14 protein-coding genes and 1 pseudogene are annotated in these 15913 nt (G+C 44.9%); 12 read left to right on the forward strand and 3 right to left on the reverse strand.

Annotation, left to right across the window (positions count from 1 at the left end):
• The first annotated feature begins 54 nt into the window (after positions 1-54).
• Positions 55-2448 (forward strand): tetratricopeptide repeat protein, encoded by a 2394-nt coding sequence (locus ABW391_RS15150; protein ID WP_353482733.1) that lies wholly within the window; start codon positions 55-57, stop codon positions 2446-2448.
• On the opposite strand, the gene ABW391_RS15155 is transcribed toward ABW391_RS15150, so the two are convergent.
• Positions 2445-3158 (reverse strand): hypothetical protein, encoded by a 714-nt coding sequence (locus ABW391_RS15155; protein ID WP_353482734.1) that lies wholly within the window; start codon positions 3156-3158, stop codon positions 2445-2447. The two genes, ABW391_RS15150 and ABW391_RS15155, sit on opposite strands and share 4 nt — an antisense overlap.
• Before the next feature lie 230 nt (positions 3159-3388).
• Here ABW391_RS15155 and ABW391_RS15160 point away from each other — a divergent pair, with 230 nt between their 5' ends.
• The 9 genes and pseudogenes from ABW391_RS15160 (at position 3389) to truB (ending at position 10545) form a co-directional block, all read left to right on the forward strand.
• Complete coding sequence (locus ABW391_RS15160) at positions 3389-3700, forward strand: hypothetical protein (RefSeq protein ID WP_353482735.1); 312 nt, start codon at positions 3389-3391, stop codon at positions 3698-3700.
• 68 nt (positions 3701-3768) lie between these two features.
• Positions 3769-6249 (forward strand): delta-60 repeat domain-containing protein, encoded by a 2481-nt coding sequence (locus ABW391_RS15165; protein ID WP_353482736.1) that lies wholly within the window; start codon positions 3769-3771, stop codon positions 6247-6249.
• Positions 6250-6299: 50 nt separating this feature from the next.
• Positions 6300-6401: pseudogene (locus tag ABW391_RS15170) on the forward strand (alpha-amylase family glycosyl hydrolase); the annotation flags it as partial.
• A gap of 119 nt (positions 6402-6520) precedes the next feature.
• Positions 6521-6994, forward strand: coding sequence for a Dps family protein (locus ABW391_RS15175; RefSeq protein WP_353482737.1), 474 nt, complete (start codon positions 6521-6523; stop codon positions 6992-6994).
• 99 nt (positions 6995-7093) lie between these two features.
• Positions 7094-7564, forward strand: a complete 471-nt coding sequence (locus ABW391_RS15180) for a hypothetical protein (protein ID WP_353482738.1) — start codon at positions 7094-7096, stop codon at positions 7562-7564.
• Positions 7565-7570: 6 nt separating this feature from the next.
• Entirely contained in the window at positions 7571-8443 is an 873-nt protein-coding gene (locus tag ABW391_RS15185; protein WP_353482739.1) for a cell division protein FtsX, read from the forward strand.
• A 173-nt stretch (positions 8444-8616) separates the two neighbouring features.
• On the forward strand, positions 8617-8991 hold the full coding sequence (locus ABW391_RS15190) for a DUF3098 domain-containing protein (RefSeq protein ID WP_353482740.1): 375 nt from the start codon (positions 8617-8619) through the stop codon (positions 8989-8991).
• 7 nt (positions 8992-8998) lie between these two features.
• Entirely contained in the window at positions 8999-9799 is an 801-nt protein-coding gene (locus ABW391_RS15195; protein WP_353482741.1) for an undecaprenyl-diphosphate phosphatase, read from the forward strand.
• A 23-nt stretch (positions 9800-9822) separates the two neighbouring features.
• The gene (truB, locus tag ABW391_RS15200; RefSeq protein ID WP_353482742.1) at positions 9823-10545 is read left to right on the forward strand and encodes a tRNA pseudouridine(55) synthase TruB; all 723 of its coding nucleotides are present in this window, start codon (positions 9823-9825) and stop codon (positions 10543-10545) included.
• 74 nt (positions 10546-10619) lie between these two features.
• On the opposite strand, the gene ABW391_RS15205 is transcribed toward truB, so the two are convergent.
• Both ABW391_RS15205 and ABW391_RS15210 read right to left on the reverse strand, forming a co-directional pair.
• Positions 10620-11054: an Imm44 family immunity protein gene (locus ABW391_RS15205; protein ID WP_353482743.1), complete on the reverse strand. Its 435-nt coding sequence runs from the start codon at positions 11052-11054 to the stop codon at positions 10620-10622.
• Positions 11055-11163: 109 nt separating this feature from the next.
• Positions 11164-12222, reverse strand: coding sequence for an alpha/beta hydrolase (locus ABW391_RS15210; RefSeq protein ID WP_353482744.1), 1059 nt, complete (start codon positions 12220-12222; stop codon positions 11164-11166).
• Between the two features lie 54 nt (positions 12223-12276).
• Here ABW391_RS15210 and ABW391_RS15215 point away from each other — a divergent pair, with 54 nt between their 5' ends.
• Positions 12277-13317: an NAD(P)H-dependent glycerol-3-phosphate dehydrogenase gene (locus ABW391_RS15215; protein WP_353482745.1), complete on the forward strand. Its 1041-nt coding sequence runs from the start codon at positions 12277-12279 to the stop codon at positions 13315-13317.
• A gap of 15 nt (positions 13318-13332) precedes the next feature.
• Positions 13333-15909: a hypothetical protein gene (locus ABW391_RS15220; protein ID WP_353482746.1), complete on the forward strand. Its 2577-nt coding sequence runs from the start codon at positions 13333-13335 to the stop codon at positions 15907-15909.
• Positions 15910-15913: the final 4 nt, after the last annotated feature.

Genomic DNA, 15913 nt, shown 5'->3' on the forward strand with positions numbered 1-15913 from the left:
TTCAAAAAGTTTTCATAAAAAAATGTAGCTTTACTGATCTACATTTGCCATACTATGAAACACCTCACTGCCCTATTCATCTTATTTTCCATCGCCATTGGATCAAGCGCCCAAAGCAAAACCGGGCAGGCGCTCATCGACTCCTTGCGCAAAACGCTCCCCAGACTCAAGTCCGACACCCAAAAAGTCAGTACCCTCAATAAAATCAGCTACGAACTGCGGCGTTTCAACCCGGATACCGGATTGTATTATGCCAATCTTGCGCTGAACCTGGCCCAAAAAATTGGTTCAAAAAAAGGCGAAGCGCAAGCCTATCGTTTTGCGGGAATCAATTTGTATCGCTTGTCAGATTATCCTCGAGCACTCGATAAGCACCAAAAAGCTGCTGCCCTTTTCGAAGCATTAACGGACAAGCCGGGCATGGCCGCCAATTTCAACAACATCGGCAACATCTACCTGGCCCAAAGTGATTTCCCACAAGCCCTCGAATACTATAAAAAAGCCTTGCCCATCAACGAAAGCATTGGCAACAAACAGGAACAAGCCAACAACCTGAACAACATTGGCAACATCTATTTCAACAACTCCGATTATCAACAAGCCCTGGTATATTACCAAAGAACCTTGCCTGTTTTCCAAATTTTGAGCAACAAGCCCAGTGAAGCCCTATGCCTGGGAAACATTGGAGCAGTTTATGAACGTTTAGGGGATTTCTCCCAAGCTTTAAGTTATTTTCAAAAAGCTTTAGCGCTGTATGAAAGATTAGGAGACAAGTCTGGACAAGCAGATATTTTTTTGAAAATGGCTTACATTTATTACAATTTAAATGACTTTCTCAAAGCACGTGAATTTCATCAAAAAGCGTTGCCCATTTGGGAAAATTTGGGCGACAAAACGGAGCAGGCAGCGAATCTCTCCGGACTTGGAAGCGTCGAAAAACAGCTTTCCAACTATACACAGGCTCAGAAATACCACGAAAAAGCGCTCGAGATGTATGAGCAAATTGGCATTGAATCCGGACAAGCGGCCAATCTCAGCAATTTGGGCAGTCTATATGTATCTTTGAAAGACAATCAAAAAGCATTATCCTTTCTACAAAAAGGCCTGGCCATTCATGAAAAATTGGGCGACCTGAATGCTCAAGCAGCCGACTTCAATTCAATCGGAAATATTTATGCATCCAACCAGGATTACTCTCAGGCGATTGCCTACCAATCCAAAGCGCTCTCTATTGCAAAAAAAATCGGTTCGCTGTATTTAGAAAGTGACATTTTGGCTTCGCTAAGCAGCATTTATGAAAAACAGGGAAACTATCCCCAGGCTTACGAAGCTTACAAAAAACACACCGAATTGCGGGATAAATTCCTGGGGGAAGAGTCAAAAAAACAATTTACCCGGACTGAAATTCAGTATGAGTTTGACAAAAAAGAAACCGAGTATAAATTTCAACAACGACTCACAGAAGAGCAATTGCAAAAGCAAGTTTTGCTTGCCACCCAACGCAGTCAGGAACTCAGACTGAGCAGTCAGCAACTTGATTTAAGCAACCAGGAGAAAGACTTACAACGCTTGGCTTACCTTAAAGAAAAAGCCGAAAAACAAGAGAAAATCAAGGAATTGAGCCTATCCGAAAAAGAAAAACAATTGCAATCCGCTCAATTAAAAACCTTGAACCAAGAAAGTGAGCTGCAAAAAACCAAAATCAAGGCCAGAAATATCCAGCGCAACATTTCTATGCTTGGGTTATTGTTGGCCGTACTTGCCTCATTTTTCATTTACCGCAACTTTAGCAACCAAAGAAAAGCCAATCGGGTTATTTCACTAGAAAAACAAAAATCTGATGAGCTTTTGCTCAATATTTTGCCCGCCGAAGTAGCCGAAGAACTGAAGGAAAAGGGATCTGCTACCGCTCATTTGTATGACAATGTTACCGTACTGTTTACCGACTTTGTCAACTTTACGCAGGTTGCCGAAAACCTGTCTCCACAGGAATTGGTGGGTGAAATCGACCGCTGTTTTCGCGTTTTTGATGGGATTATTGGAGAAAACGGATTGGAAAAAATCAAAACCATTGGTGATGCCTATCTGGCAGTTTGCGGCCTTCCGGGGGCAGATACAGAGCATGCAACAAAAACAGTCCTTGCTGCCCAAGCCATTTGTGCCTGGATCAAAGATCCACTCAATGCCGCCAAATTTCAGGTGCGCATTGGCATCCACACGGGGTCCGTAGTAGCCGGAATTGTGGGGGTCAAAAAATTTGCCTACGATATTTGGGGAGATACCGTCAATACCGCGGCACGGATGGAGCAAAACAGCGAGCCAGGCAAAATCAATCTTTCAGGAACTACTTACGAGTTGGTGAAAAATGACTTTGCCTGTACCCACCGGGGAAAAATCGAAGCCAAAAACAAAGGCGCGATTGACATGTATTTTCTGGAAACGGTTTAAGGCAGATTACTAGGTCTTACTTGTACAACAACAGGCTGCCCTCCCGGTAATTGCAAGCAAATCAATCCATTAGAAATCACCATCGCAGCTCCAGGCATGGCCGGACTGGCAGGGCTGGCACTTACATCCCTATTGGTAGCATTGTTGTGGATAAAAATTCGTCCCCCACGAACCTGGAGTGAGCAATTGTTGCCGTTGCCTTGTGAATAGGTAGAATCCGTATTTTTGATGCCCGAATTTTTCCCCTTCGCAAATTGGTCATACACACAAAAATTTCCATCCAATTGCATGATTCCTACCCTATTGCCTTTTTTTGAATTCATCAACTGCCCTGGCCCCAGTGATCCACCATCGGGAATACTGTTGGGTGCATCCGATAGCAATTCAAATTTCCCTGAATTGGCGATTACTACACCAGGCTGATTCACGGGAGTAGACGCATCTGCCGGAATGTAAATGTCCAAACTGTAATTCAAGATTTCGCCAGGAGCGTATTCATTGTCTCCAAATGGCACTACAAAATTGATGGTTTTGTCAGAAATGGGATCACTGACGATTACGGTTGACGTAAAGATCTTGTTTTGACTGTCGGTAACTTTGGCGATTACTTTCAAAGATTGGTTGATGGGAGCTCCATTGTTGTCTAATTCCAGGGAAAAACCCAACCCTGGGTCCGCTGCTTTTACGGAGTTGATTTGTACGTTTGCCATGTTTTAGGTATTATTGAGTGATTAGAATGTAGATGCAAGAGATGACCACCACTTTCTTAAAAGCAGCAAGTATTTTGTAAAAATGTTTTTAAAGAAATAAAAAGATAGGTCGATTGCGTAAATATAAAGCACTTTCCATAAAATTGAAAGTTTAGATTGACTTAATTTGAAGTGCTTTTTTCAAATAGGTTACAAGGCTTAGATTTTAAAAACAACAAAACAGAGACCGCATGACCACACTTTCCGAACAAGCCAAAGCCCTGGGTGATGCCCGCATCCGCTACACCTCCGAAGGTCGCAGCGGAAATCTTTATTTTGAAAGCGATGCAACCACCTTCGACCTATGGTGGGAATTCGGCGGCGGCGATGCCCTGGCCATCATCAACATTCCAACCGAACAAACCTGGGAAGCCCAAACGAAATTACCGCTGGACAAGCGCGATGCCGTTCTGGACTATATTGCCGCGCAAGTCATCAATGATCAGGCTTTTGGAAGAGGAAGATATGAAATCTCCGATAATTTCTTGACGATTTATAAGTAAAAAAATTGCAGAAGAATTGTTATAGCATTAACTTCGTGTGCAATAAAAAAACTCCAAAAGCACATTTTATGCAAAAACTAAAACTCACCTTGCTGCTTATTTTAGGCTATATGGCATTAGTCGCCCAGGTTATCGATCCGGCTTTTGCGCCCCGAATTTTGCGTGCTTCGAATAATCACAACATTGCTGCAGTACAAGTAGACAATAAGTTACTCGTAACTGCTTCAATCAAAGGGTATGTCAATAATGAATCAGTTGGCTTATTGTTTAGGGTACATGAAGACGGTGAAGTAGATCGTTCTTTTCAATATCCTTCTCAATTGAGTGCGCCATTTCGGGTAGGTGTCCAAAAAGATGGTAAAATCATCATTGCGGGAAATTTCAAAACTTCAACCGGAGCATTTCTCGGCAATTTATTACGCCTTCTGCCAAATGGAACCATCGACCAAACATTTGCATCTTTATCAAAAGAAACATTCAGCATCAACCAGTTGGTTATTCTTCCCAATCAAAAAATATTTGTTTCCGGTTTTTTACCAAGACCGGATGGAAAATCGGGGGTAATATACCATGCTCTATTAATGCTACCCGATGGAACCATCGACAAAGGTTTTCCAGAATTGTTTTTTTCAACAGAATCTACTTCACCAGGGATTATAGATGACATTGATTTTCAATCAAACAACGAGTTAATTATTGCAGGATCAAACTTTAAAGTTGGGAATCGCACCCAAAAATTACTCCGGGTTGATTCACTTGGAAAAGTAGACACTCTGTTTAACCCCGTGTTTACCAATACTTTTATTTTTAACTTACGCAACATTGCAATTTTAGCCGATGGCACCATTGGAGTTTTATCTGGAGATTTTAGCACAGTCACCGTTTTTGATCGAAATGGCAAGCGGATATTTTCTGAAAACCTGCGCAATGAGTTCGCATTCCTTCATCCTTTAGGCAAAAGAGGATTCATTATCTTGGGCAAAAGTCATTATGAAGTTTATCATACTACCAATTCATATTCCAAACGTGAAGACTTTGGTGTCAATGATTACATATTCAATGCCGAAACACAAGCGGAAGGTCGCATCGTGTTTGCTGGTCAATTTACTCAAGTAGGCAATCGTTTCAAAGCAGGAATAGCTAGGATCAAAGCAGGTGACAATATTTTCTCCTCCTTTGATGATAATTTTAAGGCAGGATTTTATGCTCCTGGAGTTGTATCCGACGCGCTAAAACTAAAGGACGAAAAAATAGTCATTGGAGGTTATTTTCACCTCATCAATGGAACACGTGTCAATCACATCGCCAGATTGATGCCGAATGGACAACTTGATCCTTCTTTCAATCAAAATTTAGCAAATATAAACCGGGGTGTAAATAAAATAAAACAGCAGTCGAATGGTAATTTTGTAGTGGGAGGCACTCGTACACCAGACTTTGATGGGCTACTCAATGGGATAGATATCATTGATAAGGATGGCAATTTCATCAGGTCGTTGTCTTATCCTTACTACGGCTTAATTACATCCATTCTTTACCTTGATGTAGATGCAAATGATCGAATCTATGCAGGTGAAAATATTGCCTACCGAGATGGATTAGGCAATAGTGGTCAGACTCTCGCTCGATACAGCGCTAATGGAGTTCTTGAAGCCAATTACAACGATTTATACATCAACTCATTGGTAAGATACAATGGTCTAATTGTACAGCCAGATCAGAAGCTACTCATTTTTGGTCACTCGTTGCGCTATGATAATTCAGATACAACGGCAATGATAAGAGCATTGCCCAATGGGTTGAGAGATTCCAGATTTGCTGCAGAAGCTGAAAGAAACGCATATGCTACCTCAGGCGCACTTCTCTCAACTGGTGAAATTATCTTGGGTGGATACACGCGCAAATCTGACAATATCAATCGTTCTTTTTTAATTAAATTGGACTCATTGGGAAAAAAATCAATGAATTTTAATGCCAATATTGGCACTAACCCAGATCGTCCATCTATCGTATCTTTCCTTACAAAGTTACCCCTTGACCATTTACTGATATCTGGTTCATTTGATCAATACAATGGCCGCAGTGTAAACAAGAACTTCATAATTGATAAAAATGGAAAATTTATAGCTGATTTTTTTCCAAATCTAGACAACCCCAGGTTTTCTTCAACAATCATTATAAACGAAAATAGCTATTACTTAGGTGGTTCATTTATTGCACCGAATGGTGCTGTAAGTTTTGTAAAAATTTCTGCCATAAGCACTTCAATAAACAAGCCCGAATCTAAATTATTCGCCAAAAAATCCAAAATCTTCCCTAACCCGATTATTTCCGAAAAGCTCTCCTTAGAACTCAACTCAGCATTGGTCGAAACTGATTTGCAATTTCAAATTTGTGAACTGGCCACAGGAAGAATTGTTCAATCTGGGCTTATTCTAGGCAAACCTTTCACTTCATTTGATCTAAAAACCTTGACAAATGGCAGTTACGTTCTGCGCTTGATCGGAGAAAAATGGCAAGAAACCCATGTTTTTAACAAAATCAAATAACCGAATTCTGGATTTTCTGCTCCCTTGTTTACATTTGCTTCGTATGAAACAATGAAAAAGGCGATGCCTGGAAGTACAACAAAGCCACCAATTCTTATTACTTGCACTACTTTGACGATGCCCAACCCGACTTGAATTGGGAAAACCCAAAACAATTGTTGGGTTGGGGTCAACCTAGCCAATCTGGAGGTGTTCTACTAATGATTTGCTGAATCAATGCACTGTTGATTCCGCACTCTATTCCTATTCTCATTTTGTAAAACTACCAATCATGAAAACCACTATTGGCATTACCGAAGCCAACCTTCACGCCGTTGCGACTGATTTGACCAAAATTTTGGCCGACGAATTTGTGCTGTACACCAAAACCCGCAACGCTCATTGGAATGTTGAAGGTCCAGATTTTTACGACAAGCACAAGTTTTTTGAAGGCCAATACGAGCAACTGGACGAGATCATGGACAGTGTAGCCGAACGCATCCGCACCCTGGGACACTATGCTCCAGCTACCCTCAAGGCTTTTCTTGAACTGACCCACCTCACGGAAGCCTCACGGGAGAAAAACGACGGTGCCGGCTTTATCCATGAACTAACTGCCGACCATGAGAGCATCATCATGAATTTGCGGGGCAAAATCAACCTGTTTGCCAACGAATACCACGATATGGGTTCCAGTGACTTCATCACCGGACTCCTGCAAACTCATGAAAAGATGTCCTGGTTTTTGCGCTCACATTTGAAATAATTACTTGGTGTATCTCGGGGTAATCTTAAGTGATTGCCCCGAGATACGCTTGCCCACCAGAATTTTTTTATCTTTGCCCAAATCAAAAAAACAAACTTCATGAAATACTTGATCAGACTTGGTTTGTTGTTGCTGGTGGTGGTGCTGGTCTACAACTACTTCTTTGGCGACGCACAGGAAAAAGCCCAGTCCAAGGAAATTTTTCATCAGGTAGGGCAACTGGGCAAAGCCTCCTGGGCGCTGCTGAAATCTGAAAAATCCAAACTGGACGATGGAAAATACGATTCCACCCTGGATAAAATTGACAACATTTATCAGGGTCTGCGCAGCCACGCCCGTTCAGAAAATGACGTAGAAAGCTTGCAAAGGTTGACCGAATTGGAAAGAGAACGCCAGGCACTCGAGCAACGGATGAACGAAATCGACGCGGAAAAAGCCCGCCAGGCAGGCAGCAATCGTCCGCTTGGTTCTGCCAATCAATTGTTGCAAGAAGAAAAAGACCTTAAGATTGACCTTCGTCGTTTGCTCAGTGACACCGAGACGCTGATGAAACAAATGGATCAGCAATAAATTTTCATGGCCAACAATATTGCCACCCGCCGAACCCGGCCCAATTATTTTTACGCCCTGATCAGCGTGGCGCTGGTGCTGTTTGTACTGGGCTTTTTTGGAGCGATTTTGCTGCACGCCCAGCAGTTTGTACGCTTGTACAAAGAACGGGTCAACCTGATTGTAGAACTGGTGGAAAGCGCCAGTACCAGCGACATGATTGCCCTGGAGCGTTTTTTGAAAAATGCAGACTACGTGCGGCCGGGTACTATCAACAGGGTTTCCAAAGAAAAGGCTGCACAACTCATGCGCAACGAGTTTGGCGAAGAATTCCTCAAACTCGACTTGCCCAATCCATTTCTGGATGTGGTATTTTTCAACCTGAAGGCCGAATACCTCGATCCCGAGCATTTGCACCAAATTCGCGAAGAGCTCAAAGCACTGCCAACCATCAATGACGTGTATTACCAGGAAAGTTTGGTAGACAACATTGCCAACAATCTCCAGAAAGCGGGTTATTTCGCCTTGGGTTTTGGCCTGTTTTTCATCCTGGTCACGGCTACCCTCATCCACAATACCATCCGCCTTGCCTTGTATTCCAACCGCTTTTTGATCAAAAATATGGAGCTGGTGGGTGCTTCCTGGAGTTTCATCAGCCGGCCTTACCTCATTCGGGCTACCCTGCATGGGTTATTGAGCAGTTTGATCGCTATTCTGGCATTAGTGGGGCTGTTGTACTGGCTCAACCAAAGTTTTCCGGAAGTTTATTTGTTTCAAGATACGAGATTGCTGATGGCTGTTATCTTCGGCATCCTTTTTCTGGGCGTACTCATTTATGCCTTGTCTACGTTTTATGTCGTGAATAGATACCTGAAAATGCGGGTTGATGATCTTTATTGAGCGCTGGTCACTGAGCGTAGCCGAAGTGCCGGCGCTTCGGCTACGCTCAGCGACCAGCACTTCGGCTACGCTCAGTGACCATCTTTCAACATTTCAACCCCAAACTTTTCAACTATTTCCCTGCTTAACTCATCAAATAGTGTAATTTTGTCACTTCAAACTAAAACAAGAGAATGAGTACGAAAAGACCTTCCAATAGAAAACCGGCAGGACCGGGTCGTCAGGAGAAGGAAAACCCTACGCCGAGAGCAACCAGTGCGAGCAATCGCCCAACCACACCGACCACCGAACGGGTGCGCAGCAGCGCTCCTGCGGTCAAAGCGCCTCGCGTAAAAAAAGACTTGATTTTCAATCGCAACAATTATATCCTCTTGGGCGCAGCCGGGTTGGCCATGATGCTGGGCATTGTTTTGATGTCGGGAGGCGAAATGCCAGATCCCAATACCTGGGATGAAAACATCATCTACGGATCGCGTCGAATGGTTGTTGCCCCAATATTTATGCTCGGAGGAGTTGTATTGGGCATTGTAGCAATTTTCCGCAAATAACAATTCTATGTCAGAACTAATCCGTGGAATCGTCCTTGGCCTGGTACAAGGCATCACCGAGTTTTTGCCTGTAAGCAGTGATGGGCATTTGGAACTCGCCAAATATTTCTTGGGAGACACCAGTGCAGGGGAAGAAAGCCTTTTTCTTACCATTATTTTGCACGTTGCCACTACCCTATCCATCATTGTGGTGTTCAGAAAAGACATTGCCGACATATTCAAAGGGCTTTTGCAGTTCAAATGGAATGCGCAAACCGAGTTTTCGGCCAAGGTGGTGGTTTCCATGATCCCGGCGGTTTTTGCAGGATTGTTTTTTGAAAAAGAGATCGAAAGCATGTTCAGTGGCCGCATTTTGTTGGTTGCTGGAATGTTGGCACTGACGGGTTTTATGCTGGTATTGGCACAATTTGCCAAAGACACCAACAAGCCCATTACTTACTTCAATGCGTTCATCATTGGCATCGCGCAAGCTTTTGCCATTGCGCCGGGGCTTTCGCGCTCAGGCTGCACCATTTCTACTTCGGTATTGCTGGGCATTGATCGGAATCAAGCGGCCAAGTTTTCATTCCTGATCGTGATTCCTTTGATCTTGGGCAAGTTGTGCAAAGACATTCTGGATGGACATTTTAGCACGCCCATTGAGAACACTACTACTTTGATTGTCGGCTTTGTAGTGGCGTTTTTTACCGGCCTGTTTGCTTGTCGACTGATGCTCAAGGTAGTGCAACAGAGTAAATTGATCTATTTTGCCATATATTGCTTCATTGTTGCCATTTCCGCAGCAATTTACATCCTGACCAAGGGCTAAAATTGTTTCACTAAAACGTCCATATGGACCCGAATCCCGGAGAGCGGCCGCTCTCTAGTCAATTTTTTACTGAAGGCACTGTACTGCTCGTGGACAAACCACAAGGCTGGACTTCTTTTGATGTGGTCAACAGAATTCGAGGGAAAATCCGCAACCGCTTTCAACTCAAGAACATCAAGGTAGGCCATGCCGGTACCCTGGATCCGATGGCTACAGGCTTGCTCATTCTTTGCACAGGCAAAGATACCAAACGCATCAACGAATACCAGGATCGTCCCAAGGAATACACGGGCACAATCACTTTTGGCGCCACTACTCCTTCTTACGATGCCGAAACGGAAGTTGATGGCACTTATCCTATCGAACACATCACGCCTGAATTATTGGAAAAAGCCCGTCAGAAATTTCTGGGCGAAATCGAGCAAATTCCCCCCATGTTTTCGGCCATCAAAGTAGATGGGCAACCCCTCTACAAAATGGCCCGCAAAGGCGAAAGCATCAAAGTGGAAGCCCGCAAAGTACACCTGTACGCCATCGAGTTCACCCGCATTGAATTGCCAGAAGTGGATTTCCGAGTGGAATGCAGCAAAGGTACCTATATCCGTTCTTTGGCCTATGACCTGGGTAAAGCCCTAAAAAGTGGCGCATATCTCAGCGCCCTGCGCCGCACCAAAATCGGAGAATTTGAAGTGGAAAAAGCGAAAAGTGTGAACGAGTGGGTGGCCTGGATGGAGGAAGAAGGATAGCGTTTTCCCTGTTCTCTTTGGATTGAAAATTTGTGCCAAACGCCCTTATGAAGTAGGGAATAAAAAAAAGTGAATTACGCCGCTACCGCCATCTCATACCACTTCCCCTTCGCAAATATCGCTTGTACATCTTTTTTTAAGCCATCAACATCAAAAGTATTTTTCAGCGAGAAAGTTTTGAGTTGATCGATGCCTCTCAAATAGGCCTGCTCCATCAATTTAATGGCCTCTTCCTCTGAAGCATTCAGCATTTGATTATAGGGAATTCTAACCGAGATGTCTGCTTCTTGATGCTTGCGGGAATAATATTTGTAGGAGTCCAATACTTTACTTTTAGGTAAAACGATCAGGAAGTTAAAATAAAATTTATGCAAACCTTCCCCATATTTTCTAAGGTCGATGCCTTCGTGTAGGGCATGAATAAATGGAGAAAGGTTGACTTTGGGGTAAATTTCATGCCACAGCCTACCTGATACATAAATTTGTCTGTCATCTGGTAAGTAGCTCATTAGTTGTCAATTAGGTTGCCTGGAAATGCTAGGGTTGAAGGTTAATTCCCTAGCGAAAATAACAAATAATTAAAAAATAAAAAAAATAAAACTAAAATTATTATTTTTTTCACGGCATCCAAACCTCCAATTCCTTTACCTTCTTTCCGTCGGCCCAAACGCCAAGAGACTTCTGCTCTTCAGTTCCACCAAACGCAAATGTGCAATTATCGCCGGAGCGTACACAATCGATCAGCGCATCGCCCCATTTCCAAAAACCATAATAATCAATCGCATCCGTTTGACCGACCATATAACTGCGGTAAATCGTCGGGTTGCGCATCCCGCAATCAAAAGCCTCATCGAGACTGTAACAGGCGTTGTGGTGGGAGTTTAGCCCTGGCGACCCATAATCATCTGCATAAAGTTTCAGAAAATTGCGGGTAGGCGTATGGATGGCCGTATTGAAGATTTTGCGTTGAAACGGCTCTCCGACCACATGATCGTCGTTGCTGTTGATGATGAGCAACTTGGTATCTGCGGGCATTTTCCCGTAATCATCCAGTTTTGCCCCATTGAGCGGCCCTGTTCCGGGAGCGCACAAAAGCAAACCCTTGGGTTGTGGCAATCCAAATTTCTTGAATTTCACCCCCAGATAAGCCGCAGTTACGCCCCCATAAGAATGGCCAATCAGCACCAGTGGCTCCACAATGGGGCGTACATGATCACCCGTTTTTAGCGCCTGCAAGGCATCCTTGATGCCTTTGGCTGCATTGGCGGGAAACTGCTCGGTGGGGGTGGCGAACATATCGCGTTGAAAACGTGGAAAAATAACAATATTGCCCTTGCGCACCAAATGCCGAATCCAGCCCCCGTATGCCATTGGGTTGATGGAGGCATAACCGTGTAAAAAAACCACTACATGCGCGGAGTCAGGTCGGGGTGCTGCGGGTTCAAAAAGCCAATAACCAGCGGTTTTTTGAGCAGAATCCTGCATAATGACCTGAGCATGCGTGTAATTTGACCCTCCCGGGCCGTTGAGCGGTTGAGCCGGGGCAGCAGGACCAGTTGCCTTGCGGGTTGAAAAGCCCAAAAAGCCCACCACCAGTGCAGAACTGAGCATAATTCTGCGGGTCCAGGGGCCCATTTGCAGGGAATCAAATTTTTTTATGCCTTGTGTCCAACTCATTTCCTTTTTTTTGCATCAATAGGCTTACTTTTACGCCAAATTGAAAAATTCCTGATGCCAGATTTTCAACAGACGGTTGGTGTAGTGGGCTCCGGTACCTTTGGAACCGCCATAGCCAACCTATTGTCGCGCAAAGTTGATGTACTTTTATACAGTAGAAACGCTGAAACGATTGAAAGGATCAATCGGGAGCACCAAAATTTTGGTGTTAAATTATCTCCACGCCTCAGTGCTATAGGCAATTTGCAAGAATTAGCCGAAAAATGTACGCTGATTTTTCCCGTTGTTCCCTCTGATGGCTTTCGCAGTACCATGCAAGGGCTGGGGCCATTTTTGCGCCCTTACCATATTCTGATTCACGGCACCAAAGGTTTTGACGTAAAGGGAATCACCTCGGAACAAATGGACGCAGGGCTTTTAGAGCCCCAACACGTCAGCACCATGAGTCAGGTCATCACTCAGGAAACCGTGGTAAAGCGCGTTGGTTGCTTATCTGGGCCCAATTTAGCCACCGAAATATTGGAAGGCCAACCTACCGCTACCGTAATTGGCAGTGTATATGAGGAGGTGATCATGCTGGGAAAACAAGTGCTGTCTTCCGATGCCTTTCACGTATTTGGCAACCATGACATCCTCGGGGCTGAGCTGGCTGGTGTACTCAAAAACGTGATTGCCATAGGCTCAGGCATATTGCGGGGACGCGGTTTGGGCAAAAACATCCAGGCGATGCTGATTACTCGGGGGTTGATGGAAATGGCCCGTTTTGGTCAGGCCATGGGCACTACCAATTCCGCTTTTTTTGGCACTGCGGGCATCGGCGACCTGGTGGCAACCGCTACCAGCAAAAACAGCCGAAACTTTACTTTTGGGTTTCGCCTTGGACAAGGAGAAAAGATACAAGACATTCAAGCCACCATGCCCGAGCTGGCAGAAGGGGTACGTACCTTGAAAATTACCTGGCATTTGGCAAATTATTATAAATTGCGCTTGCCCATCACACAAATGTTGTACAATGTCGTTTTTGATGGATACAACATTGATAAGGCCATTAAATTTTTGATTACTTATCCATACGATGTAGATGTGGATTTTTAAAAAATGAATCTTTACATGAACCACCTGATTAAACAACTCATTCCTCACCTGATCGCTGTGGCCATATTTGCTGGCGTATCGGCTTTTTATTTCGCCCCTCAATTGTCTGGCAAAGTAATGAGCCAAAGTGACATCGTGCAGGTGACCGCGATGATGAAAGAGATGAACGATTATAGCGCCAAAGAAGGCCACATGCCGCTTTGGACCAACAATATGTTCGGGGGCATGCCTACCTACCAGATCGCCAGTGTGCGCGCTGGAAATCAGACCGGCATGTTCGACAATTTGATGCAATTGTACATTCCTCGTCCCATCGGGCGCTTTATTTCAGCCATGTTGGCCTTTTACATTCTGATGGTTGTGCTGGGTACCAACCGCTGGGTGGGAGTCATTGGCGCCATTGCTTTTGGCCTAACCACCAATAACCTGGTGCTTTTTGAAGCTGGCCATACTTCCAAGTTAGGTGCCATTACTTACATGCCCTTGTTGGCAGCTGGTTTGTTATTGGCCTTTCGAGATAAAAAATACCTGGTTGGAGCCTTACTCTTTGGGCTGGGTGCGGCACTGGAGTTGTGGGTCAACCACGTCCAGATGACCTATTACCTGATTCTTACCATGCTCTTTTTTGGCGTAGCCCAATTGGTTTATTCCATCCGCAAGGGTGAATTGCTGCATTTTGCCAAAGCTACTGCAGTGATTGTTCTAGCAGGTTTGATCGGTTTGGGCACTGGCGCTTCCAACCTCCTGACCACGTTGGAGTACAAAGAATCGACCATGCGGGGCAAAAAAATCCTGACCCCTGTTCCTGGTACCCCAGAAGCGAACAAACCTGCGGCCAAAGAAGGCCTGGAGTTCGATTACGCCACCCAATGGAGCAACAATACCACCGACTTGTTGTCCACTTTGATCCCCGGTGCAGCCGGAGGCAGCAATGCTGAGCCCGTTGGTGCTAATTCAAAAACTGTAGAATCGTTGATCGCCCGAGGTTATCAGGGCTCTTCGGATTTGCAAGTACCCTTGTATTGGGGTGGCTTGCCGTTTACCAGTGGCCCCAATTACCTGAGCGCGATAGCCTTGTTCTTGTTTGTGTTTGGTTTGTTTATCGTTAAAGGCCCAGTCAAATGGTGGCTTGGCCTGGGGGTTTTGTTTACCATGATTTTGTCATTGGGCAAAAACGATGGTGGCCTCAACAAATTCTTATTTGACACCCTGCCGCTGTTCAATTCTTTCCGTGCACCCAGCTCAGTACTCAGCGTCACGGCTTTCCTGGTACCTGCACTTGGTTTTTTGGCCTTGGGGCAAGTAATGAAATCTGATGACCCCAAACAATACCTCCGTCAACTGTGGATATCCGCGGGCTTGACGGGCGGATTGTCTATGATCTTTGCTTTGATTGGCAGTTCATTCTTCAGTTTTACCAGTCCAGCCGATGCCCAACTGGCCGGCTATGGCCTGGATGCAGCCAGTATTGTGGCCGACCGCAAAGCTTTGTTTAGCAGTGATGCCTGGCGCAGTTTTTTCCTGATCGCCATCTGTGCGGGATTGATTTGGGCTTGGGCAACTCAAAAAATCAATGCCACGATTGCCTTGGTGGGAATAGGTTTACTCACCCTTTTTGACGTATGGGGCGTTGACCGCCGTTATGTCAACACGAAGAGCTTCGTGTCCAAAACTGAATACCAGCAAAACAATTTCCAGCCCCGTCCGGTCGATTTGGAGATCATCAACAAAGAGAAAGACTTGTACTACCGCGTTCACGAAATTAAGCCCGACGCCTTCCAGTGGGCCATGACTTCATATTTTCACAAAACGATTGGTGGGTACAACCCCGCCAAGATGCAGCGCTATAACGACTTGATCGATCAACACCTCAGTCAGGGCAACCGCAAGGTGTTGGACATGCTCAATACCAAATACTACATTGTAACGCCGCAGGGAGAAGGTCAACAGCCCATTTCCCAAATCAATCCAGGAGCATTGGGCAATGCATGGTTTGTGGATACGCTTTTGATTGCCCAATCCAGCAACATCGAGATTGCGGCCTTGAATGCATTTTCTCCGGATTCTCAAGCCATTGTGCACAAAGAGTTCTTCCCTTACATCAAGGGCTTTGATCCCAAAGTTGAAGGCAGCATCAAGCTAACCAGCTACCATCCAGAAAAATTGAAATACCAAAGTGATAGCCCAAGTGAGCAATTTGCAGTGTTTTCTGAAATGTGGTACGGCCCCAACAAAGGCTGGGATGCCTTCATCGATGGCAAACCTGCTGAGCACATTCGCGTCAATTACGTTTTACGGGGCATGCGGATTCCGGCTGGGAAGCATGAGATCGAGTTTCGTTTTGAACCTGCTGCTTATGCCAAAGGCAAAACCATTTCCACCATTTCCTCAGCTACTTTGATTTTGGGTGTATTGGGGATTGTAGGAACGGGCCTCTGGGGATTCCTCAAAAACCCACCTGTTGAAGAAGCACCAAAACCCAAACCAGCAGCACCCGCTCCGACACCAAAACCACAGCAGCCGCAACCAACGCCGGCCACTGCCAGAAAACCAACTGGAGACAGAAGAGACCCAAAACGAAGAAAACGATAGCAAC

The organism is Haliscomenobacter sp. (assembly GCF_040403615.1).
GTDB lineage: Bacteria > Bacteroidota > Bacteroidia > Chitinophagales > Saprospiraceae > Haliscomenobacter.